General features: G+C 60.1%; 13 protein-coding genes and 1 pseudogene. 2 read left to right on the plus strand and 12 right to left on the minus strand.

The window, feature by feature from the left end; all coding sequences use genetic code 11:
* Positions 1–150: 150 nt before the first annotated feature.
* The 4 genes from ASD72_RS19685 to ASD72_RS19700 are packed head-to-tail and all read right to left on the minus strand — an operon-like array spanning position 151 to position 6,207.
* Positions 151–4,443: a DEAD/DEAH box helicase gene (locus tag ASD72_RS19685; protein WP_056881685.1), complete on the minus strand. Its 4,293-nt coding sequence runs from the start codon at positions 4,441–4,443 to the stop codon at positions 151–153.
* 28 nt (positions 4,444–4,471) lie between these two features.
* Entirely contained in the window at positions 4,472–4,657 is a 186-nt protein-coding gene (locus tag ASD72_RS19690; protein ID WP_056881686.1) for a YegP family protein, read from the minus strand.
* A gap of 55 nt (positions 4,658–4,712) precedes the next feature.
* A complete protein-coding gene (locus ASD72_RS19695; RefSeq protein ID WP_056881687.1) occupies positions 4,713–5,270 on the minus strand; it encodes a hypothetical protein in 558 nt (185 codons plus the stop codon).
* A 28-nt stretch (positions 5,271–5,298) separates the two neighbouring features.
* A complete protein-coding gene (locus tag ASD72_RS19700) occupies positions 5,299–6,207 on the minus strand; it encodes a hypothetical protein (RefSeq protein ID WP_056881688.1) in 909 nt (302 codons plus the stop codon).
* Between the two features lie 135 nt (positions 6,208–6,342).
* On the opposite strand from ASD72_RS19700, the gene ASD72_RS19705 reads away from it, so the two are divergent.
* Positions 6,343–7,191 carry a CoiA-like domain protein gene (locus ASD72_RS19705; protein WP_056881689.1) on the plus strand — a complete coding sequence of 283 codons (849 nt, stop codon included), beginning with the start codon at positions 6,343–6,345 and terminating at the stop codon, positions 7,189–7,191.
* 8 nt (positions 7,192–7,199) lie between these two features.
* The gene (locus ASD72_RS19710; protein WP_056881690.1) at positions 7,200–9,374 is read left to right on the plus strand and encodes an SEC-C metal-binding domain-containing protein; all 2,175 of its coding nucleotides are present in this window, start codon (positions 7,200–7,202) and stop codon (positions 9,372–9,374) included.
* 29 nt (positions 9,375–9,403) lie between these two features.
* Here ASD72_RS19710 and ASD72_RS21165 read toward each other — a convergent pair whose 3' ends face one another.
* From ASD72_RS21165 to ASD72_RS19745, 8 genes and pseudogenes are all read right to left on the minus strand, one after another.
* The gene (locus tag ASD72_RS21165; RefSeq protein WP_235578071.1) at positions 9,404–10,726 is read right to left on the minus strand and encodes a hypothetical protein; all 1,323 of its coding nucleotides are present in this window, start codon (positions 10,724–10,726) and stop codon (positions 9,404–9,406) included.
* Positions 10,713–12,749 (minus strand): DEAD/DEAH box helicase, encoded by a 2,037-nt coding sequence (locus ASD72_RS19715; RefSeq protein WP_056881691.1) that lies wholly within the window; start codon positions 12,747–12,749, stop codon positions 10,713–10,715. Before ASD72_RS19715 ends, ASD72_RS21165 begins: the two co-directional genes overlap by 14 nt.
* Positions 12,750–13,346: a hypothetical protein gene (locus ASD72_RS19720; protein WP_162108743.1), complete on the minus strand. Its 597-nt coding sequence runs from the start codon at positions 13,344–13,346 to the stop codon at positions 12,750–12,752. It abuts the gene before it with no gap.
* Complete coding sequence (locus tag ASD72_RS19725; RefSeq protein ID WP_155944769.1) at positions 13,343–15,004, minus strand: hypothetical protein; 1,662 nt, start codon at positions 15,002–15,004, stop codon at positions 13,343–13,345. Before ASD72_RS19725 ends, ASD72_RS19720 begins: the two co-directional genes overlap by 4 nt.
* Positions 15,005–15,618: 614 nt before the next feature.
* Entirely contained in the window at positions 15,619–18,078 is a 2,460-nt protein-coding gene (locus ASD72_RS21170; protein ID WP_155944770.1) for a hypothetical protein, read from the minus strand.
* A 140-nt stretch (positions 18,079–18,218) separates the two neighbouring features.
* A pseudogene (locus ASD72_RS19735) lies at positions 18,219–19,148 on the minus strand (OB-fold nucleic acid binding domain-containing protein); the annotation flags it as partial.
* A gap of 86 nt (positions 19,149–19,234) precedes the next feature.
* Positions 19,235–21,685: a TonB-dependent receptor gene (locus ASD72_RS19740; protein ID WP_056881695.1), complete on the minus strand. Its 2,451-nt coding sequence runs from the start codon at positions 21,683–21,685 to the stop codon at positions 19,235–19,237.
* Positions 21,686–21,722: 37 nt separating this feature from the next.
* Positions 21,723–22,904 (minus strand): SO2930 family diheme c-type cytochrome, encoded by a 1,182-nt coding sequence (locus ASD72_RS19745; RefSeq protein ID WP_056881696.1) that lies wholly within the window; start codon positions 22,902–22,904, stop codon positions 21,723–21,725.
* Between the last annotated feature and the right edge of the window lie 3 nt (positions 22,905–22,907).

The raw sequence follows: 22,907 nt of genomic DNA on the forward strand, positions 1-22,907 counted from the left end.
CGTCGCGCACCCGTGGACATGCGTCTTGTAGGCAATAGTGCCGCGCAGGCTCGCCAGCAGAACAACCTCATGACTGCTACTGAGCAAATACGCGTGAGCCCGTATCCGGAAGCCCCCCAGTCTTCCATGCAGGGGTACGGCGCGCTGCCACTACGCTCTCCAGCGTAGCGTGACCGCTCTGGTGCTTTCAGCCACAGGCACGTCAAAGCGCTGAGTCTTGTCGCAGTACTGGTGGACAAACCCTTTGATTGCTCGGGCAGTGCGTACCACATCAACATCATCGGGAAGGTGGTAAGACAGGTCGTCAGACACGAAGACAATGGCCTTAGCGCGTGCACGCGAGATTGCCACATTGGTCCGGTTGAGGCCGAGCAGAAACTCCTCTTCGGCCTCAATCACATCGGGATCACCCACACCGAAGGACACCAGAATCAGATCGCGCTCGCCCCCCTGAAAGCGCTCGACCGTGTCCACAGCCCGCTCGATCAGCTCTCCTTCCTCAGCCGGAAAGGCCTGTCGCAGGCTACGAATTACTGCAGCGCGCTGAGCACGATGCGGCGTGACGATACCAAGGGTCTGCGTCCAAAAATGGATCGCGTCGAGGCCCGATACCGGCGGGTTCGAGCGCCCGCTCAGACCCTTTTGCAACGTCTCACGTGCCAAAAGTGCCGTAGCGACTACCAAGCCAGCCTCAAAATCGTTGGCCTGACCGGCTTTGCCATCAGCGTAGGTCACTGCCAGCGTGGACACGGCCGGATCCAGCAGCTTGGGGAACAGATCGCTCCAGGGCAGCGTGTCTGGCCAGTCAACAGGTTCCGCTAGCGGAACAGCCAGTGCCAACCGAGAATCGGGGAACTTGGCAGCCAACTTGGTCGGATAGCCCAGTTCCCGAGCAAAGCGCACCAGTCCCTCGGCCGAGCGATAGTTTTCCAAGAGGGGATATGCCTCTATCTCTCCAAAGCGCACCTGGAAGTAGTCCAGAATGCTTCCAACGAGGTGCTCACACCCCTTCGGAGATTCAACCTTTGAGATGGGGGGCATCTGCAGACGATCACCGAGGAGCACCAGTCGACCGCTGGGAGCCAGTTCGGCCAACGCGCCTATCGCGGAGGCGACATCTACTTGACTGGCTTCGTCGACCATCACCAGGTCGAACATCTCCAGCGCTGGCACCGCGGCAGACTTTTTCCCTCGGGGCGAAGGGAGGTTGGCCAGATTGAACAACTGCGCGGTCACGGCAAAAACAATGGTGGGCTTGTCCCCCTCCTCCATCTCCGCTCGCAGCACCTCAAGGCTCTTCCTATCGCATCTGCGGTAGTCGAGCAGCGCCTCAAGATCAGGCTCGCCGAGCTCACGCCGTTCAATCCAGCGTACCCGGGCTGCATCAGGGCCCAGTGCCAGCAACAGCGGTAACAGATCGGAGTAGAAGTTCTCGACGGTCTGGTAGTTGGGACCTGTAATCAGCAGCTTCTGGGGCATCTGACGCGTCACCGCCAGCCACAACTCGGCGGCTGCCAAGCCGGCGCCCGTAGTGGTCTTGCCCGTCCCAGGGGGACCCCAGATCAGCGACAGGCAACGACGCAAACCCGCCTGAATCGCATCCTCTTGACTCTCGTTGATCAGGTGACCTTGTTCGCGTAGCCACTGGATTGCCGCATTGATCTCCGCTTCGCTCCAATCTGACCTCTGGACGGCGACATTGGGAGCATCCCAAAGCACGCTGGCGCCCCGCATGGGCGCGTCCTTAGATGGCTTTGGCGGGGCAACCGTTTGTTTGCCTAGCGCCGTCAGCGCCTGGCTGTGCGGGTAAGCGATCACCGGATTGCCCAGGCTACGGATGAATTGCTCCTTTCGATAGGCCCCTTCGGCGAAGGGAGGTGCCTCGACCAAAGAACAGTCCGTGTCCAGGTTCAATCCATCAGCCTCCAAGGCATCGGCCACCGCCGCGTAGTAGCCCGGCTCGACAACCACGCGTGCGTTGACTCGATCGAGGTGAAGTATGGTGCACTTCAGCGCTTCGGCCATCGCGATGTACTTCTGATAACCCAACTCATCATGCGATCCGGTCAGGTACTTGCTCACACGCTGGTTCAAGATCCCGGGCACGGCGTTGAAGAACAAGGTCACCGAATCGCCGGTTTTAAGCTTGCTGTTACAGGAGGTCTCCGTGATCGTGTACACGCGCAGATCGTCGATTTTTTCTAGAGCGTAGTCCTTGAGCGCTTGACGCTCCTGTGCGCCGCTCAAACGCTTGACGAGCCGAATACTGCGATAGCCGGCCTCAAGCTCATCCGCATCATTTGCATAGCCGACCTTGCTACTAGTCGCCTCGATCTGCTGTTCGAGCTTGGCGTGCAGAATCAATAGCTGTCCATCCACGCTGACGCCTCGATAGGTCGGCAGCTTCATCAACTCCAGCGGAGGAGCGTTAGCGGTGAGCTGGCCTTTGTATTGCCGCTGTATGCAGATGGTGACCTTCATCAGCAGCATGACCAAGCTGCGAAGGGTTTGGTTGTAGGCCGCCACCTGGTCCTGGTGGTTAGCATGATGCTGAGGCTCCCAGATGTCGTAGATGCGCTCTTTTGGGATCGCATCACTCAGGGGCTCGTGCAGAAACGGCGGAATTTTGACGTGATCAGTCTCCGGCAGCAGCGCCTCACCTACGGCCAGGAGAGTTTGAACATAGGGGATCGGCAAAATCTCCAGACGCCGGATCGCATCGCGCACGAATGAAACCGCCGGCGTTAGCGCGTACTCGGGGTGAGCGATGACCTGCTCTGGCGGAAACAACCACACCAGTCCGTTCAAGCGCGTATCGCCCAGAAGCCGGTGCAAGTGGCGGCCAACCACCGTACGGAAGTGCTCGAACTGGCGTGCATCCCAGAAATAAACTTGCAGGGTGGCCTTCTTCAGATCCTCGTGGTCTGGGTCGGCCTGCGCCTTGTCGATCAGGTCGGCGAGGTAGTACATGACCCGCTGGAGCCCTTTGAACTCCTCATCCATCTCACGGCGTTCAACGGTCCAAGCTTCAGGACGCTGCTTCGGCTCGTCTGTAGGCACATACGGTTTGGGTTCGCTGCCGTAGTTGCGCTGCGCGCGGTAGTTGCCGTACACCGAGAAGCCCGTGGTGAATCCTGTGGCGGCATCGAAGTTAAGAAAAATGTACGCGCTCAGATGCGAGTATCGCGGCAGGCTTGCGCACTGGCGTCCGGTACTGGCGCGCGTGGCGGCCAACAGGTGTGCCGCACGACGCGGGAGCAGTTGGCGCTCGGCGGCTAGTCGGTTGTGGGCCTGGAAAACCGGCGCATCGGGCGACTGCTGTGATAGCGATTGCACCGTACTGACGCCCGCATCGCTCAAGGTACGCGCCATTCCTCGGGAGACGTCCGGAATGCGTGAAAGCAGGTCGTCGGATTCCACCTTAACCGAGCAGTGTTCAGCGTGTACGACTTCCTTGATCTGCGTTTTTGGATCCTTGCGCGCCCAAGGCTCGTGGGCATAAAAATCACACATGCCACAGTAAGGCCCTATATGTGGCGCCAATCTTTTCCATTCCTCACGCCCAGCCACTTCCACCAGGTCTTCGCGGAATATCTTTCGCATACTGATGACGTACTGATCGAACTCCACCATTTCCAAGCGGCCCAGCAAGGCTGCCATGCGCTCCTCAATCGGCACGGTGCTCAGGGTGGACATCGGCGCAGCATCGGGCGCATCCAGTGTCCACAGGGCTGGCTGATCGATCACCACGTACTTCTCGCCCAACCCCTCATGCTGAATCCACAGGGCGAGCAGTACGGCGTAGAGGGTTACCTCGATGGCGTAGCTGGCATTGACGTGCTCGCTACGCTTGATATCAATAGGTAGCAAACGCAGGCGCGCATCGTCTCTGGCCAGCGGCGTTGTCGAGCCATCGGGATTAACCTGACGCGCATGACGTTGCTGGGGTAATGGCATCGTCGCATCCAGTGCCAGCACAACATCCGGACGCAGGTCGGCTAGACGTGGCAAGTTAGACGCTACTGCAGCCTGTATACCCAGGGCGGCATAGAAGGCCGAACTCAGGTGCGAGGATTGAAATTCGCCCTCAACGAACACATAGGGCGCCACCACCCCATTCTTCAATGCATCCCGGAAGGCGGTTTTGCCGCCGGCCTTGGCCTTAGCTTTGCCCTTGGGCGCAAAGTTGCGCATGGCTCCGGGGAACGCGTGCTCGAGCTCTTCGAACCGCTGACCTTCCAGATCCCGCCCAGATCGCGTCAACGCCACGATACCTGGCCGCCACTTGGCCGGTGGGGGCATGCCCAACGCCTGCATGGTGGGGTGCGCATGCAGGGGCGCGTAGATGGACAGGTACAACTGGCGTCGACAGTTGGTGCGCAGAAACTGGGAAATGACGCCCTTGGATACGCGGGGATCTGCAGGAAGGGATTGCTCGTGCATCACAAGGGCGTCCTAGTTGAAGAGCCAGTTACACAAAGCGGACCTGAGCGGCCGGAGCGTACAGCTTTACCCGTGCAAGTCCCTGCTCGGCGCCAGAGCGGGTCGTATACCCCTCTGAGCTGCAGATGATCTCGTGATTGGGCGCTTTCAGGCGGAAGTACCACTGCTGATTGTTGCGGCTTTGCCACACTTCAAAGATCGGAATAGCGGACATCGGAACCTCTCCTTTCTGCTTCACTGAATCAAGTGAACCGGTAGGCAGACGAAGATCACCGCGGGGCAAGGTACCGGTACTCCTTGCCACCGCTGACAGATGAATCCTCTCGTCTCACGAGATACCCAGCCTCTGTCAGTTGCTTGAGTTTGTTGCTTACGTTGTTTGCCGCGCCGAGTTCATATGGCGCCTTGATCAGCATCGCCGTGGTGACTTCACCTTCGGTCATGGCGATATCGAAAACGGGTTTTAAGCCAGCGCTCGGAGGCGGCCCGATCAAAGACCACGTGCCTTGCTCGTCCCACACCACCATCGCCATACCCAGCTTGTGCGCAGCCGCATCCACGTTCTCCAGCAAATCCATGTTTGCCGCGCCGCTGATCGAAAAGGCCTTCTCACCGGCATACCGCTTGGCCAAGGCCACGAAGCTTTCGCGAGGGAATGACGCATCCAGCCGGGCCACCCCGGTCAAGTCAATGCGGTACAACACAGCGCCCGGCGTACGTTCAAGCGCCTCGAGTAACTTCGGGTACACCTCACGCCCTTCCTCACGGCCCCAGGCATCGGAGCGCTCCAAGAACTGCCTCAGAGGGAGGGTCGCGATCTGATTCATTATGTTCAGTGAAACAGAATTGAGGGGCCTAGTCAAGCGCGTACCGGAAGATCCAGTGGGTGCCTGGCAAAGGGGCCACTGCCGCACCGGTCCGTGCCTGGGTGATGACATACCCGCCCGCTGGCCCGGGCTCAAACCTCACGCGCATATCGGGCAGCCGAAGCTCAAGACGAGGTTCAGGCAGCCTCAGCAGGCGTTTGGCACTTTGGGTGATGCCGCACCCGGCCTCCTCGCCATGGCGTGAGATACCCGAGTTCACGGCATAAAGCAGCAACGCCTGATCATCCAAGGCGCCTTGGGGAGCCTGCTTGGCTAACAAGGCCGGCCGCAGCGTTTGAAGAATCCCCAGTCCTGCGTCAGCGACGACCACTTCAACCAGACGTCTTGAGCCCTGACGGGGCGTGTATACCTGCAGCGCCGCGTAGCCGGGGCTAGGCGAAGCACTGTGCGTGCGGACATTGCCGATCAACTCAGCAAAGCACGTAAAGGCCGTGTTGGCTAAAGCCTCCCGCACCTGGGGCAACGCGCACGCCGCCAGTTTCCCGGACAAACGCTCAGCGACGCTTCGGTCCATGGGACCACTGATCGGGATCCGAACAATCTCCTCCAGTGCCTCGCTCTGACCGCGACGAGCTTGCGACTGCCCTGCAGGCTCCAGCCCAACGACAGACACTGAAGGGGTCAGTTGCTCGAACACGCCTACCCGGTCCAGGTACGCGCCCAGACCCCAGGTAGCCAGATCGTGCAACTCGACAGGTAGCCCCTGATCGCCGAGTGCGTCGAGATAGGCACGCAGGCGTACACACGCAGCGATCGTCAGCTTCGTTTCTTGGCCGAAATGTAGCGCCAGCCCCTGCCCGCCGCGCACTACTTGGGACAGCCGCCCGTCCAGTTGTCCGGCGTCATACCATCCACTGTTCAAGAAGACCTTTTGCAAAGCGCTACCCGGTCCTTCGGAAACACTGCCGAGTAGTGTGGCATGTCCGGAGCACAAGGTCCGACGGTCAAGCACCCAGCGATTGTTTCCCGCAGCAAGCCATAAACTACGTGTACTTCCTTCGCTCGGACGCACATGCAGTACGCCCTCGTTGACGGCCGCCGCCAGGAGCCCTCGCCCGGCGCTCCCGGCGTGTGCGAAACCTGCGGCTCCGCCATGGTCGCCAAGTGCGGCCCGCGGCTAATGCACCACTGGGCGCACGCCAGCCGACGTGACTGCGATCCGTGGTGGGAGAACGAGACTCCTTGGCACCGTGCCTGGAAGGCGCTCTTCCCTGAGTCGTGCCGCGAGATCAGCCATGTCGCGCCCAACGGCGAAATTCATCGCGCGGACATCAAGACGCCTGCCGGAATCGTGATCGAAGTTCAACACTCGTCGATGACGGATGGAGAGCGTCTTTCACGTGAGCGCTTCTATGGAAATCTGGTTTGGGTGATCAACGGCAGTACGTTCGTGGATAACTTCCAGATCCACCACATGCTGCCCGACCCAACTTCAGACATTGCCCAGGACCTGATCTGGTATCCCGCTGCGCCGCGCATGGAAGGTGCAAACCGGGGAATCTTCCTGCGCCTGTCTGAGTGCCTGAAACAAAACCCGCTGGCCACCAAGAAAGCGCCAGGCGGAGGATTCATACACCCCCTACGCGACATCGAGAGAGAAGTTTCTCAGGTCTACCGTGGCCATCACCAGTACGTATGGATCCGACCGCGACGCACCTGGCTAGATGCGACCTGCCCCGTCTACATAGATTTCGGCCAAGACTGGCTCGCACGGCTGGACATCTACGACGAAACAGGGCTGCCTTGCATCTATCGCGTAAGAAAGCGCACGTTTCTGCACGACGCTATGGTCGAAACAGAAGCTCGTTCGATAGCAACCCGCTCCAGTCCGATTGACGAGAACACACAGAGCGCTTCTTGATGCGTCCTATGAAAAACACAACGCGCACCGAACGAGAGATCTTTGCTGACTTAGAGGCGCTTTGCCTACAGCCCGGCTTTGTCCATGCGCTGGCCTACCTTTGCTTCAGAGACAACATGATTCTGTATGAGAAGGATGTCACGGTCGATGACCTGCGTGAGGTTTCTGGTCCCGACAGATTGATGCGGACTGAGCTCACCACCTTGCACGGCCTGATGGTCAAGGCACCCATTGATTGGACGTTGCCATCACGGGAACTTCAGCAGCGGTACGTAGACCACGCTGAAAGCCTACTCCTGGAGCTACATCATGTGCTATCGGCTGCCTTTGATATCGGCGAGGTAGCCGAAGCACTCAAGCAAGGAAAGGACGTCAATCCCTTCGATTCGGGTGCCGTCATGCGAGAGCCCATCTTCTACGCAGCCGAGTCGGCGTACGACTTTCAGTACTTGGATTTAGCAGTCCGGCGCTATGAGGCCGACAACGATTGGCTCCAGCGAAACCGCGGCTTCACGATCGGTCAGGCCTGCCAGGTGGCCGATAGCATCAGCCTCCAGTGCCAGGTGCGCTTTGAGTCCTTGCGTGAGGAAATGCGCGATCGCCCGGCCGACCAGTGGACCATGGTGCCCGGCTTTTCCTTCACAGCTTCGGACATCGCGGCGCACTGCGGCCTAGACACAGGCTTGGTCGAGCGGGTCCTAGACGCGTTCACACTTCCCGATAGCGCAAACAATGCCTCCTTTTCAAGCCTACAGGACTTCAATCACGTCACAGCAACGCCTTTGATTCGACAGCCCGATGGCCAGTACATGTCACTGCAAAACTACGCGCTTGCAGAGGCAATATACGATTCACCATTTCATTGGATGCTGACAGACAAGTCCTACCGCGCACAGCAGGACAAGAACCGCGGAGCATTCACCGAGAACTTTGTAGCCGAGCGCCTTGCAAGCGTATTCGGAGCAGAGAACGTCTTTCTCAACGTTGATCTTTGGGAAGCCAAAGGCAAGAAGGCTGGCGAGATCGACGTACTGGTGCTGTGGGCTGACAGAGCCATCATCGTCCAGGCCAAGTCAAAGAGACTGACCATCGAAGCCCGCAAGGGGAATGACCAAGTCATCCGAGACGACTTTCAGAAGGGCGTTCAGGATGCTTATGACCAAGGCTTGCTATGCGCGGAGTGCTTGGGAGACGCGAAGTATCAAGTCACGCTATCGGATGGGTCAGAAGTCGTACTACCCCCTCAGATTAACGAGATCTTCGTTTTCTGTGTCGTCAGTGACCACTACCCCGCTCTTACCTTCCAATCTCGTCAGTTCCTGAAAACGCGCGATGTACCGCGCGTGCGCGCTGCGTTCATCACCGACGTATTTCTCATTGATGTACTGACAGAGCTACTCACCAGTCCCTTGCATTTGCTGAGCTACATCGCCCGCCGGACGCGGTACGGAGATCGACTGATGGCTGCTCAGGAGATGACCATCCTGGGCTATCACCTTCGGCACAACCTCTGGTTTGATGACGAGCAGAAACTGGTGCACATGGATGAGGGGTTCTCGCTCGGCATTGACATCGCTATGGCCGCGCGACGACGCGCACTACCTGGCGCCGCGACGCCACCAGGGCTACTGACCCACCATGAAGGAACGACGCTAAGCCGCATCTTGCAAGAGATTCAAGTCAGACCTGAGCCTGCGGTTCTTGATCAGGGATTCCAACTGTTGGAGTTAGATGGCCCAACGCGGGACGATCTCAACCGGCTGATTGACGGGCAGGCGCAGCAGGCCGCCCGTGATGGCAAGCCGCACAGCCTCGCGCTCATGTTCGCGGATAAGAGTGGACTCACGGTGCTGATCAGTGCGGAAAATGACCTAGAGGCGTCTCAGAGGCTGGCCGTGCTGACGACGCGCCGAAAATACCTGCAGAAGGCCGACCTATGGTTCGGCCTGTGCCTGGCCCCAGACCAGGCCCGGCTAAGATTCGGCATGCGACTGGCAGAACCTTGGCATCAGGATGATCAACTCGATGCCGCTGTGGCCCGAGAGGAACAGGTCCCGCCAGTGTCACGGAATGCCGCCATGAGGCAAGTGCTTCGAGGCGGAGAAGGCAACCAAAAAATCGGTCGAAATGATCCTTGCCCATGCGGTAGCGGACGAAAGTGGAAGAAGTGCTGCGGCCCATGAATTCCGAGTAGTCGCTGGCGCCGTGCGCCCTATCGCAACTTCTTCTTTCCGCCTTTCGGGTTAGCAGGAGCGCCTCGTCGAGATAGCTCCGCCCGCAGCGCAGCGTTCTCCGCCTTGGCTACTGCGAGCTCTGATTCGGCTTCTTCCAAGCTCGTTCGCAGCTCATGTGTGTGGTCTTTATGCGTACTGGCATGGACTGCTCGCTGATAGGCCACTTGAGAGGACAAGCTCCTGTGCCCCAGCCTATGAGCGGTGCCGTGCATGACATCCTCCATCGCGGTCGAGTAGCCGCCCGCGCGCCGCGAGGAAAGATCGTCGCGCGTGGAATCCTCTGCATACTTGCGACGAAACGAGTGAACGCCCGCGCCGCGACCGGCCTCAACCCCAATTTTCCTGAAAGCAGAGCCAATCATCTGCGTTATCGTCTTGTTGCCCAGGGGCGTGCCGGTTTTCCCACTCACGAAGAGTCGACCCTTCGCTTCTTTCTCACTCCATCCCCCCTGAATCAGCCAGCGCTCTCGCCATTGAATGAATCGTGAGATGCGTAGAGCAAGCGTTAGAGGAACGCCAAATGAGTCAGAGTGTCCGCCTTTCTGAATCGCGGGTCGGATCGGAACGCCATCGCCAGGCATTTTCTCATTCGGATGCGTTGGAAAGTCACCGCTCTCCAGAAACGTCATTGTGCCGGCACGCCAACCTACACGTGATGCGAGCTCAAGAATGATGAGGTTTCGCTCAGCGATGAAAGGGTCGTTTGCCTCGGACAGGACTTCCGCGACCTTCCTTTTGTCTTGGCCGCTCGCAAAGTACTGAGCACCCGATCGATTCCCCAATCTCCCGAACAGCAGCGGATAGGCATTCTTGTCCAGACCACTTTTCCGTTTACTGTTAGCCGAGGGCATGTTGAGTGTCGATTTGATCGGCGCGTCTTCGCCGGGCCCAAGAATCGTTCCGCATCGCTCCGTCCGCTCTGCCCAAGCGTAGTAGCGGTAGATCCACTTGAGCTGGATATTGACCGTTCGCTTTGCTGCGTTCTCATTCCCCTTGCCACGCACCGATGCTTTCACCCGCTTAAGCGCAAGATCTTTGAATCCCCGTAGCTTGGCATTGTCGGCATCCTTCCAACTGGCGCTTGTGCCGTCCAGAAATCGCAGCCACGCCAGCAACGCGTATGACACTGCTTGCACCTTGGATGTGTACGCTTGGCTCGATCCACTCTTGGCCTCGGTCTCGGCGACATAGCACACGTAGTCATGAAACTCGTCCATGAGACGTAGCTTCGCGTTGTAGAAGACTGGCAAACGCTCAGTGCCGACTCCTACCCACTCCACCAAAGCTTCAGTCCTCGTCACCGAGCATCTCCATGATCTCCATGACAGTGGACATACCTACTTGGCGATTCATCAGAAGGCTACCGGCGCTGCCATGCTGGCGAGCACCGGCGTCTGAGACATCCCCAATGCCGCGTATTCTCATGTCGTGTTCGGCAAGAACGAATCCATCGTTGGTATCAACCAGCGCCTGTAGCCTTACATCTGCATCTAAACCCACCGCGCGGGGCAGGTACAAGTAGCAGTGACCCTCTCCCCCCTCCCGTGCCAAGCGCCCACGCAACTGGTGTAACTGCGACAGACCAAAGCGTTCTGCATGGACGATAACGACGCCTCGCAGATTGGCAATGTTCAAGCCCACCTCAACCACGGTTGTGGCGACTAAGATGCGGGCAGCGCCCGTTGCCATGTCTTCGAAAGCCTGGTGTACATCCGCCTCACCCGAGGCCCCATGCAGGGCGCGCACTAATCCAGGGAACATGGTGCTCCACTTATGTGCCACGCGCGCCACCGATGGAAGGTCAGGCCCTTCATCGTCCTCCCCCTCCTCCCTCCGAGGACACACGATCAGAACTCGAGCGCCTGCATTCAGCAGGCTCCTGAGATGCTCAACCATGTCCGATGTGCCGTTTCGATGCACAATCTGGGTACGGATGTCTTGCGGACTGTGGCGTTCCGTCAATCGCAGCACATCCAACTTCCCGTACAGCAGCATGGCCTGTGTGCGAGGAATAGGAGTGGCGCTGATCTCGACAACATGCGTTCCATCCTTTACCAAGGCACGTCGCTGCTCCACCGAGAAGCGATGCTGCTCATCGATGACGCACACATCCAAGTGGCCAATGTCACGAAACAGTAGGGCCGTTGTTCCGACGAGCCAACGCGCGTTCGTCATCGCTCGATCATTCGTCTTCCCGGTAACCAGGGCGGCATCGAACTCAGGAAATAGACGACAGATCTCCTGATGAGCCTGCACAGCCAGTCGTTCGTTGGGCAGGAGAACGGCCGCGCGTGCAGCCGAACGGACAGCGGAGGCAACCGCCATTTGGTAGACGATCGACTTCCCCATGCCGACATCGGCATTGATTAAGGTAGAGGACGCCTCTGTCCCACCAAAGCGCTCTGTCAGGCGATCGACCGCCCTAGCCTGCTCGTGCGTGAGGACAAAAGGCGCACGCGATGCGAGATCCTGCCAAGGCGAGAGGGCCAGCGGCTTTCTCACCGCGACTGGACACTGCTTGGCTGCCCTAAGATCCCCCACCGTGATGAGCGCTGACAAACGCTCAAGGTGCCATTGCGCGCGCTCTCCCACGTCCGGCGACGAAGGGAAGTGGGCTCTAACCAGCAAGTCCTCTAGGGTTCCTTCGGGCCTTCCCAGCAGTCTTCTCAGTTGCCCGTCGCTCACAAAGGCTCGTGCCCTTGCTCGGAGTTCTGCAGCACACAGGGGGATGGTAGACGGCAGTAGAGCTGCCATGACTCGACGGGCCATGGCCAGGGACAGCACCCGCGCCTTGCCTGGGTAGTGGGGCACTACCGCACCAATCAGACTCTGATCCAGCAATGTCGGATTGTTCAAATAGACATGCGCGCCCACCTGGGTAAGCGTACCCGCGAGTGCGATCGGCCCCTCGGACTCTTCGAGTGTCTTCTGCAGCGTTCGCGCATCGCCGAAGACCGAGAAACGTAGCTGCATCCCCTCCTCATCAAGGAGTGCCCCTTGCGCTTGCGGGCTGCGCTTGCCTCCCCAGCGCCCTGCACCCCACTTCGTACGCATGTTGCCTGCGTAACGTCCCACAACTACAACTTCCTGTCCCTGGCCGGTAAGGCCAAAGAAGCGCTCAATGGGTACTCGCGCATCTAGATAGCGCGACGGAAGGTAGAGCGGTACCTGCCACCGCTCCACCAGGCCCGTGGACTGGAGCTTTTTAAAGCCCTTCGCGGGCTCTATACCCGCACCCAGAGCCACAGCAAGTGCCAGGCCAGGAGCGAGGTCATGATGGTGATACATGGCGGTGATTTGCTGTCTCTGTTCTGGCGGCATCATCTATCGAACCGACTTGAGGCTCGTCGTCTTACGCAAGGTCTTAGTTAGCGCTGCGATTTGCTCATGTGCCTGAGCCAGTTCGCGCTCTTTCTCCCTTAGCAGCCCCAAGGTTCCCTGGTGCGCCCTCTTCTCGGCACCGAGATCTCTCCGGGCCGTGCGGACTTCGGCTCTTGCCTGACGATACCCCAGTAGTGCTCCGGCGCGCTTAGCGCGCTCGACCTCCGCCTTCTCCTTTGCATCTTCCACAGCAAGCTCAGGATTCAAGGCTCTCCGACAAGCTTCGGCTGTGACCTCCAACTGGCGAAGCAACTGGTTGATAGCCAGATGCAGCGAGGCATTAGATTTGAGCGTTTGGAACGCCGTCTTGCGAAGAAGCGGTTCGGACTCACGGACCGCCGCAGAGTTCTGACTACCATCCCAGGCACTGAAGCTCCGAAGACTGGTCGGATACCACTCAAGCTGTTTTGGATGCTCCGAGCCGACGCACACGGGAACTCCATCACGCGCCCAGCGCGTCATGAGATCCTTCTTTGCACTCATGGCAAGATCTGCCTGAGCACGCAAGCGACGTGAAACATGCTGATCAGAGACACTCATTCCGGCACCTTCTTTCCTGGTGGCTTGGTCAGTGGGCATCGCTGACGTTGGATAAGCGACAGTTCCAACTCTACAAGCTCTCGAGAGCACGAGGCGGTGGCGCGAAGAACTTGCGCTTCTCGCGGGTCGGTTGCCAGAGCTGCCTGCTCATCCAGGCGCTTGGCATCCTGCTCCACGTTCAGCAAAAAGGAGCTCGATGTACTGTGAAATACACAGGCGCCGCAGATATCCACTCCTGCCAGCTCCCTACGAATTGTCCCCTCCTTGCTACAACGCCCTCTCAAGCCGACCCGCGCGCCAGATTCTTCCGCCCAACAGACCCCATGAGACATCGGGGTTGGCGCGTACCCCCTGCTCTTAAACTGCTTTCGGATTTCGCTTTTCAGGGTCGCTGGGTCGCGATCAGGAAACTCGACGTGCCGCCAGATGCGCTGAATCCAACGATGTACACGCCTCGTCATTGGCCCCCCGGCACCGTCGGAAGTTAGCATCGCATCCAACTGCGCATCCGCGTAGTGGCGCTGGGCTTCTGACATCTCTTGCTCTGGGAAACAATCCGCTCTGTGCCGATGTAGTGCCTCAATTCGATCTGCCTTGTCTCGCATGGCTGGGTCGGTGATGTAGACCCTGGTCGTTTCGAGATCAAAGTGTGCAAGGAACTCCGACAAGGCCTGCAACTTGGGGTGTTCCCATCGATAGAAGTACACCAGCGCAAAGAAACGTCGGAACATGTGAGTCTTGCGTTCAGAATCAGCAACTCCCGCCAGCGAATACAGTTCCCCGCTGTGTTCGTCAAAGGAAAAACCAAACATGGCGCTCGCATCCCCGAGAAGCGCCGCGCTGCCGGGGAAGGAGAACAGCTTCTGGGCACGCCTATCCTGATCCGAGGTTCCGACCTCCTCGCCGGGAAGAGCGGCGGCCCTCAATCTTGTCAGCACGTCCACTGCATGCACCGTCAGCGCTGATGCCGGCATCTTCATCCAGGCATTCCAGGTCTTCTCGATGTAGATGTCCAGGGCATATGCATCGATATCGGGATCAATCTTCTCAAGGCACGCCGCGTAGATGCCCCATGGCCGACTCCCCTCTCCGACTACCTCATTCTTTCTTCTTGCTTGCGTAATGGCAATCAGGACGAAAGCCGCCGTCAAGAGATTCTTCACCAGCAGGGAGATGCTCTCACCGGTTGCAGTGGTGAACGAGGCCACTTCATAGGGAAAGTCCACACGCGACTTTAGCTCTGCGTATCGTTCACGTATCGCTGCATTCACGCGCGTGCTGACGTTCGCCTCGCCTTTGTACTCAGATGCTGTCCCAACAAGCGTCTCTCGCCAGAACGCCACGAGCTCGATAACTGCATCAGCCTTGTTGTAAAGCCACTCAAGCGACTCCGCTAGCAACTTAGCAGCATCCTCCACCGTCAAGTTGGCGGTCCGCCCATCCGGAATCCCGTTGGCAAGGCGCGCATGAAGCCGGGCGTTAGCGAAGGGTTCAAAGCTCAGCCTGTCAAGCGTCGCGGGAAGAATGCAAAGTCCATTCAGTGCACCGAAGCAGTTCTTGAACGACGCCTCGGACCAGGGCTGCATATCGTCGCTTCTCCGTTCCGCCCCGACTGTCACCTTCTGCATCAGACCAGCTATTTCCTTACGGAGGAACATCGGATACTCCCGCGATGTGACTACGTATCCAAGGTAAGAGGAGAGTCGCTCCGAAGAGATGCTGCAAGTCGCCCCATCATGAGATGAAGCAACCTGCAGAAGTAGGGCTTTATCGTCTTCGCAGCGCCTGACTAGCTCCCTCAGCTCGGCCTCCGTGTTTAGGGCGCTGAACCACCCCTTGGGTTGCAACTCGAGCGCCAGCCTCCTCATATCGTCCAAGGTCACATCGGCCAACTTGTAGATCCGATTCTTCACGCACCATGCGAAAAACCTGGACGTATGATTGAGCGAGTTGACCGCTTTACCTAGAGCGTCATGCCCGGTCCCGGCTGACAGAACGTTGCAAAATTGCGCGCGCGCAACATCTACCCAGTGCGGAAATTTCCCAAGAGTGAAGCTTTCCGAGAAGGGTCCGTCAGGACCATTGGCTGGCAGCGGAATTCGGGAGAGGTCGATGAGCCTAATCTTGTCACCGTTGGCCACCCGTAGAACCGGGTCATTCCAATCGCTTAGAATCCTTCTATCTCGTGCAACTCCCGTGGGCCAAGCGCCCTCATCTGAATCTCGGTTTGGCGATGGCGCAATCAAACCAGCGTCAACTTTCACGCCTTTTTTCATACCCTCTGCTCCAGCAAACACGCATACTCGGAGTCCGAGATGAGTGCCCAGAGTGCGGCTGTAAACTCGATCCGTGGAAGATGGACCTTGGAGAATCTCTCCGATGATTCAGCGCGTAATCTTTGCCAGTTCTGTGCGTAGTAGGCCCTCTGTCGAATGAGATGCATGACCCTGATCTTGTCCAGTACCAAAGGCTGCTCTGGGTCAACCATCCAGACGTCACACTCCGGCGGCATCAGACGATCCGTCACCGCACTGTCACTCACGGGAAATAGCAGCCTCTTGTCCACGTACGAAAGAGGCATCCCGCTCTTTGTCACCGCATCCTCGCCACCAGCGGCCCACACAATCGAGGCGCTTAGCACCTTCTGGAACTTCGCAATGTTGGCTGAGTTCAATACCCGAAATACGGTGCCGTCAAGATAGCCCGCAGTTGTCCTGATGCTTGTGTGCCCCAGGCGTCCTTGTGTCGCATGTGGATCGTCATGGCTAAGATAGTCAGCACCCGCGCTCTGATTTCGAAGCTGCTCCCGTGTAAAGTGCGGAAGCTCGTAGTAGGCAATGAATCTCGACAGAATTTTATGGTCTGTACCTCGCCCAAAGACTCGACGGCCCACCCCTTTCTCGATGAAGGTAACAAACAAGCCTGGCGACTCGCGAGACCAGTAGCGATCGACGTTGGCGTTGTGCTCAATCATAAGATCGATGCCAGCCTGAAGGAGCTTATCGACCGGCTCCACACTGGCGTTTTCCATCTCTCCATTTTTTCCCTTCAATGACTGGAACTCCAATCGCGCCCCCTCGCGACGAACCCCATTAGCCTCCAGATGCTTCACCGTGTCGCGATTCCATGAAGTGACTATCTGTATCTTCATTTCAATTGCCAACTGAACCCAGCGTGGCACCCACCAGATCATTTGAATGGCAAAAGAGTAGAATGGTGATGAACGACCTCCGCACCAGTTCACCAGTTCTGGGTACTCTTCGCTGATCCGTCCGAATGCGCGGTTGAAGCGACCTTGGTGGACATTCGAACGAAGCTCCCTATCGCGAGCCTCTCGATAAAGCTCGTGCTTCTGAGCGGCAAAGAAGGTGACTCTTGCAATGTCCTCAGTGGCAGCACCTCTCAGCCATTGCCGGAAATCCTCTCGCCCGTCACCAAGCCCCTTCATTTGATCCACGTAGGACCGGAAAGAGTCATCAACGCCCATCTCACCGGCGCGAAGCATGAATTTCCGCCAGTTGATGAACTCTGCTAATGCATGGTCACACGCATTCTCGATACGCTTCAGCCTATCTTCCAAGTGTTCCGCAGCACGCTCTCTACTCAGTGCGCCATCACCTCCTACGACGTGAATGATTGGAGGGCGGTTCTCCGGCGATATCGCTCCAGGATCGGCAACCTCACTGATGAGTCCGCGACTTCTTCTCGCCCAGTGCTTCGTGCTATCCAGTTGAACCTTGCTCGCACGAGTTCCTAGCGATTGAAATGCGCCATGAAAGGCCTCTTGGAACGCGCTCAGGTAGCCGCTTCTTGACCGCGGCTCTAGAGGGCGGGCATCACAACATGAGATCAGTGCATTGGTGAGAACTTGGAGATCATCTTCCTGAAGAATGTCAGATCGTGAGCTTAGGATTGCACGAACCCTAGCTTGCGAAATGCACGACGTCGCGCAGATCCATTCAACGTGACGCATCAGCCTTTGGAAGTACTGATGACTTACGGGAGTTGGCATCGCATCCAACACTTCCGTCAAGAGGCCGCCCTGCCGAACTCCCAGTTGTTCGAAGTCCACAACGTACCCTGGGTATGTCCTACGTCCGTGGGGGTTGTTCTCTGTCGGGAGGAAGACTAAGTTGCCTTGGCACGCTTTGAATTTGACGGCGGCCGCGTTCATTCTCTCTTGAAGTGCCGCCCACTCCCCGGTTCCAGGGCCGCCGGGAAGTCGCAGCCGTAGCTGCGAGAAGATGACAACCAGGCGCGCTCGTGGCCCCTTTGGCGTTACGCTTATCGCGCTGCTAGAGAAGCCGCGGGCTTCGGCTTGTTCGATGATTGCGCTGGCATGGCAGACTTTCGCTTCGTTACGCTTCTCGCAGATTGCATAGTCTGCGAGGAATGCTTCCATCTTCTTAATCACCGCTTCCATTCTAGAGGGCGGATAAACCCGCCCCACTAGACGCGTCACCAGGGCTTTCAGTGAAGAGCGGGGAAACGCTTCGCTTTCCAAACACTGTGTAGCTCCGACCCACACGAGATCAGCCTGCTCTTTCAATGTGGATTGAATGCGCTCCAGAAGCTTTTCAGTCCATCCACCTGCTGGCCGAAGCAAGGGGATTTGGATCGCGCCACATTTGGTGTGGACAGCCACCGTTGCCTTGATGTCTTTTGGACGGCGCGCCCGAGCGCCTTCCCGCCAGGACTCCTGGATGGCATCTAGTAAGTACGCCAGGAACAACTTGACATGCCATCGAAGGGCACCCCGCTTACTCTGAGCGCTTAAGGTAAGCCCCGCCCTCTTTCCTTCAGGCTTTGGTAGCCTATTGGAGCTCTTCTGCATCGAAAAGGTCTTCTGTGTACGCCCATCGATGCTAACATTCCCGTACCCACGTCGCCCTGCACCAGGCGCAACATCGGCGACGGACGCGCGATGTCCTCGCGGATCTGCGCGAACACGCGCTGCTGCGCGCCCGTGAGCGAGAACGGCAGGGCTTTCACCAGGGCCTTCACCAGCGTGCCCTTGCCCTTCAGCGCGGGGGCACGATGCTGCTGCAATGCGAGCCGCTGCCGCCGCAGGCTGAGGTGGTGGGCCAGCAGCTCCTCGATCGCCAGCCGGCGCTGCGCCGGATGCGTGCCCAACGCGAGCGCGGCCACGTCCGCATCGCGCGGGGGGCGATGCATCGTCAGCAGGGCTTCGCGCAGCGACGGCAGCCCAAGGCCTTCGAGCAACGAAGGAGGCAACAACTCCAGTGCATCGGACTCGGGCAGGCGCTCCAGCGCCTGGCCGATGAGCTTGCGCACGGTCGCCGGCCCCAGACCTTCGACGGCGGGATAGATCGGGTCCAGCGCATCGCCCAACGCGGCCTCGTCCCCATCGCCCAGCACGCGGTAGCTCGGGTGGATGATCTCCAGCCCGTGCTGCCCCGGCTTCGGCGTGCCATAGCAGCGGATGCGCGTACCGACCGCGAACTGCGCCACCTGCGCCGAGCGGAAATGGAAGAAGCGCAGCACCAGCGTCCCATGCCCCTCGTCGCCGACCGCCACGCGCAGCACCGGGCGGTAGCGGAATCCACGCTCCACCGCCTCCACCCGCCCTTCCACCTGCGCTGGCACGCCCGGCTGCAAGAGGCGGATCGGTGTCAGCGTGGTGCGGTCCTCGTAGCGCAGCGGCAGGTGCAGCCACAGGTCCTGCATCGTCGCCAGGCCGCGCGCGGCCAGCTTCTCGGCCACGCGCGGGCCGACGCCGGGCAGGCGGCTCAGGGGTTCGGCGGAGAGATCGACGACGGGGACGTTGCGACGCACGGGCATCGCACAAGGATGCCGGGATCGGCGGCAAACAAAAACCCCGGCATCTCGCGATGCCGGGGCCCACGTCCAACGCGTCGCCGCGCGGATCAGAACTTCACGGCCACTTCCATCCCGTAGGTGCGCGGCTCGCTGATGGTCGCGCCCACCACACCCAGCGGACCGCGGCCATAGGTGTTCAGGCCTTTCACGTACTGGTTGTCGAACACATTGTTGCCGTAGACGGCCCAGCTCCAGGTGCCCTGCGCGGATGTCCAGCCGACCCTCACATCGGTACGTTCGCGCGGTTCGCCGATGTCCAGCAGCGCGTTCACGCCACAGTCGCCCTGGAGATCCGAACCCGCATTGCAGCGCGCGCGCCCACGGTAGGCATGGCGTGCGGAGAAGCGCAGGTCGCCGTTGTCGCCCAGGCTCATCCGGTACGCCGCGCCGGCCGACGCGGTGAAGCGAGGCTCGCCGGTCGGTTCGCCATCCAGGTCCACGCCTTCCGGCGTCACGTAGTCCTTGTACGTGGAGTCGATCCACTCGGCCTGCGCGTCCAGCGTGAGCGCATCCGTCACCTTCCAGCGCATGTCGAAGTCGATGCCGGTGGCCTCGAGGTCGCCGGTGTCGAACACGAAGCGCGGGATGTCCACCGGATTGTCCGGGTCCGGATCGATCAGGCGGATCGACTGGCGGTTGTCATAGCGGTAGTGGAACAGCGAGGCGTTGTAGGAGAAGCGGCCGAACGACTGCTTGATGCCCACTTCCGCGTTCCACACGTCCTCGTTCTCGAACGCCGGCCCGATCTGCAGCGCGTTGAAGCCACCGGCCTTGTAGCCCTTGGCCAGCGAACCGAACACCATGGTCTTGTCGTTGACGTGGTAGTCCACGACGAAGCGCGGACTGAAGTCGCTCCAGCTGCGCTTGTCGCGCACCAGCACGCCCTTGTTGACCATCGCCGGCGGATCGATGAACGCCATGTCGAACGTCAGCGTCTCGCGGGTGATCGGGATACCCATCTGCGCCAAGGCGTCGAAGAATCCCAGCGACTCCAGCAGGGCCAGCTTGGCTTCCAGCTCCGGCGCATTGCGGGGCGTGTTGAGCCAGGTGAAATCCTTCTCGTCGCGGGTGTAGCGCAGGCCGAAGGTCAGGTTGAGCTTGTCGGTGGCGCGCCAGATCACGTCGCCGAAGGCCGCATAGGCGGTCGTCGACAGCGTGTTGGTGAAGCGCTCGTTCCAGCGGTCGCCGACCAGCGAGATTGGAATGCCCGCCATCTGCGCCAGCATGGACGTGAAGCCGAACAGGCTGCCATCCGGCGTCGGCGCGATGCCCAGGTTGCGGACGATGTTGTCCACGGCCTCGGTATTCGTGTTCACCTCGCTGGTCTGGTCGGCGTCTTCCTTGAAGAAGCTGGCGCCGGCCACCCAGTCCAGCCGCGCATTGCTGCCGGCGAACTTGAACTCCTGGTAGAAGGTCTCGTTGCTCTCGGTGTTGACCGAATCGATGTACAGGTCGGCGCGGTTGGTGCCGTCCTCCTCGGTCTGGTTCAACGAATCGTATTGGCGCCACGAGGTGGTGGAGGTCAGGTGGCCCCAGTTCAGCGCGTGATCGAGGATCAGGGTGACGCCATCGAACGTGCGCCACTCGGCGTTGGTGGCGTCGCTGTAGGTGGGCACGTCCCGGGGATCGAGGTAGTCGTCCGGGTCCACCGGCACCGGCGGGCGCTGCGGATAGGCCGGCAACGGCACGATCCCGGTGGTCACGCGGCCATTCTGGTCGAGGCTCTCGTGATCCCAGCTGATCAGCGCGGTCGTGTTCTCGCCCAACCCCACCTGCCAGGCCGCGCGCGTGGCCCACACGTTCTCGCCCCCCAGGTCCTTGCCGGTCGCGCCGTCCTGGAACCAGCCGTCGCTGTGGTTGAACAGCGCGTTGAAGCGCAGGGCCGAGTTGTCGCTCGTGGGGATGTTCCACATCGCATCGGCGTACTGCTTGCCGTAGTTGCCCAGGCGCAGGCGCAGGCGGGCCTCGGTTTCATTCTGCGGGCGACGCGTGATCAGCGAGATCGCGCCCGCAGCGGTATTGCGGCCGAACAGTGTGCCCTGCGGGCCCTTGAGCACTTCGATGCGCTCGACATCGACGAAGGGCAGCAGCACGCCGCCGCCGCGCCCGCCGTACACGCCATCGACGAACACGCCGACGGCCGGATCGGTACCGATGCCGAAGTCGCTGGTCTCCACGCCACGCAGTCGGAACGACGGTTGGGTGGGCTGCACCGCATCGACCACCAGGCCCGGCACGAACGCATCGATGTCGCCGAGGTTGTCCGCCGCCACGTCGTCGAGCAGTTGCTGGTCGACGACCTGCAGCGCGATCGGCACGTCCTGCAGCTCCTGCTGACGGCTCTGCGCGGTGACGACGATGGTGTCCAGGTTGGTGGCGTCCTGTTCGCCCTGCGGCGTCGACTGCGCCCACGCCGTGCCACCCGTCCCCAGCACCACGCAGCTGCCGAACAGCGCGCGCCGCAGCCCGACCACCAGATTCCGTTGCGTCACTTTCATCACTCCCTCCCAAGAAGCGTTAGTGCGGACGCCGGCCTCACCGCACCGGCAGCATGTTCACGGATTTCCCTGCCGCGACCTCGCAACTCCCCGGTTGCGCGTTGATCCAGTCGCGTATCACCTGCACGCCCTCGCGATGCACGACCGAGCGCCCGAGCTCCGGCATCATGATCGCGGGGTCGTCGCTGTCCATGCGGAATTCGAAGATGGACGCAGCGGCATTGCCCGGCTCGATGTCGTGCAGGCGGTTGCCGGTGCCTTTGCCTGCGGCGATCGGCTGCTTGCAGAAGCCAAGCTTCAAGCGGTCCTGCGTGCCGGCATCCAGCCACAGCCCCGAGGTGATCGCCGGACCGGTCGCGCTGTGGCAATGGCCGCAGTTGACATCGAGGTAGGCGCGCGCGCGCGCCTCCAGCGGCGCCGTCGCGTCCATCGCATCCACCAGCCGCGGCGGGTTCGCCGGCACGCCCGCCAGGTAGCCGACACGCGCCAGGTGCGCGAGCTGGTTCTCGCGACCGCCCGCATAGTCGAAGTCGCGATTGAGGTGGCGCGCCTTCGGCCCGATCGGCAGCAGCTTGCGCGACTTGTTGTCGGTGATGTGGCAACCGCCGCACTGGTTCTGGTCCGGCACCTGGTAGTCGGCCGTTTCGCGCGCACCGTCCGCACCGACCAGTTCCAGCGCCACCAGTTCGCCGGTGCGCTTGAGCGTGGCTTCGGTCTGCGCCTCGTTCCATACGTAAGGCAGCGCCACCCAGCCTTCCGCGCGATGCACCAGCAGGCGGGTTTCGATCAGGCGCACCTTGGACAGGTCGAGCGCTTCACCTTCCAGCGACGACTGCGATGGCGGCGTGCGCGCGACGGATCTGCCGTCCCACGCCGTCCCTGCGGGCAGCGGGTAGTAGAAGGTCTTGCTGAGGATGGTGCCGACCGGGAAATCGAAACTCTGCTCCGGTTGGTAGGCCGCCGACGTTCCCGCCGGCATCCAGACAGTACGCAGCTTGTGCGCGTAGTCGCTGAACAATGGCGTATTGAGGTCGTAAGGCACCACGCCTTCGTTGAGGCGCAGCTTCCCGTCTTCGATGCGCAGCACGCCCCACTCATCCAACGTCTTCGGCTGCCCTTCGGCGAAGAAGTGCACGCGCGGCGCCGGGCGGCACGCGGCCAACCCGAGGCAGGATGCGGCCACGACGAGCAGGACGGCGAGGCGGTATCGCTCAGGCATGCC

This window comes from Pseudoxanthomonas sp. Root630 (assembly GCF_001427585.1).
GTDB lineage: Bacteria > Pseudomonadota > Gammaproteobacteria > Xanthomonadales > Xanthomonadaceae > Pseudoxanthomonas_A.

Bases quoted from the DNA above. Each gene is read 5' to 3' on its own strand.
- ASD72_RS19685 (WP_056881685.1), bottom strand. From the start codon at position 4,443: ATGCACGAGCAATCCCTTCCTGCAGATCCCCGCGTATCCAAGGGCGTC.
- ASD72_RS19690 (WP_056881686.1), bottom strand. From the start codon at position 4,657: ATGTCCGCTATTCCGATCTTTGAAGTGTGGCAAAGCCGCAACAATCAG.
- ASD72_RS19695 (WP_056881687.1), bottom strand. From the start codon at position 5,270: ATGAATCAGATCGCGACCCTCCCTCTGAGGCAGTTCTTGGAGCGCTCC.
- ASD72_RS19705 (WP_056881689.1), top strand. From the start codon at position 6,343: ATGCAGTACGCCCTCGTTGACGGCCGCCGCCAGGAGCCCTCGCCCGGC.
- ASD72_RS19710 (WP_056881690.1), top strand. From the start codon at position 7,200: ATGAAAAACACAACGCGCACCGAACGAGAGATCTTTGCTGACTTAGAG.
- ASD72_RS19715 (WP_056881691.1), bottom strand. From the start codon at position 12,749: ATGATGCCGCCAGAACAGAGACAGCAAATCACCGCCATGTATCACCAT.
- ASD72_RS19720 (WP_162108743.1), bottom strand. From the start codon at position 13,346: ATGAGTGTCTCTGATCAGCATGTTTCACGTCGCTTGCGTGCTCAGGCA.
- ASD72_RS19725 (WP_155944769.1), bottom strand. From the start codon at position 15,004: ATGTTCCTCCGTAAGGAAATAGCTGGTCTGATGCAGAAGGTGACAGTC.
- ASD72_RS19740 (WP_056881695.1), bottom strand. From the start codon at position 21,685: ATGAAAGTGACGCAACGGAATCTGGTGGTCGGGCTGCGGCGCGCGCTG.
- ASD72_RS19745 (WP_056881696.1), bottom strand. From the start codon at position 22,904: ATGCCTGAGCGATACCGCCTCGCCGTCCTGCTCGTCGTGGCCGCATCC.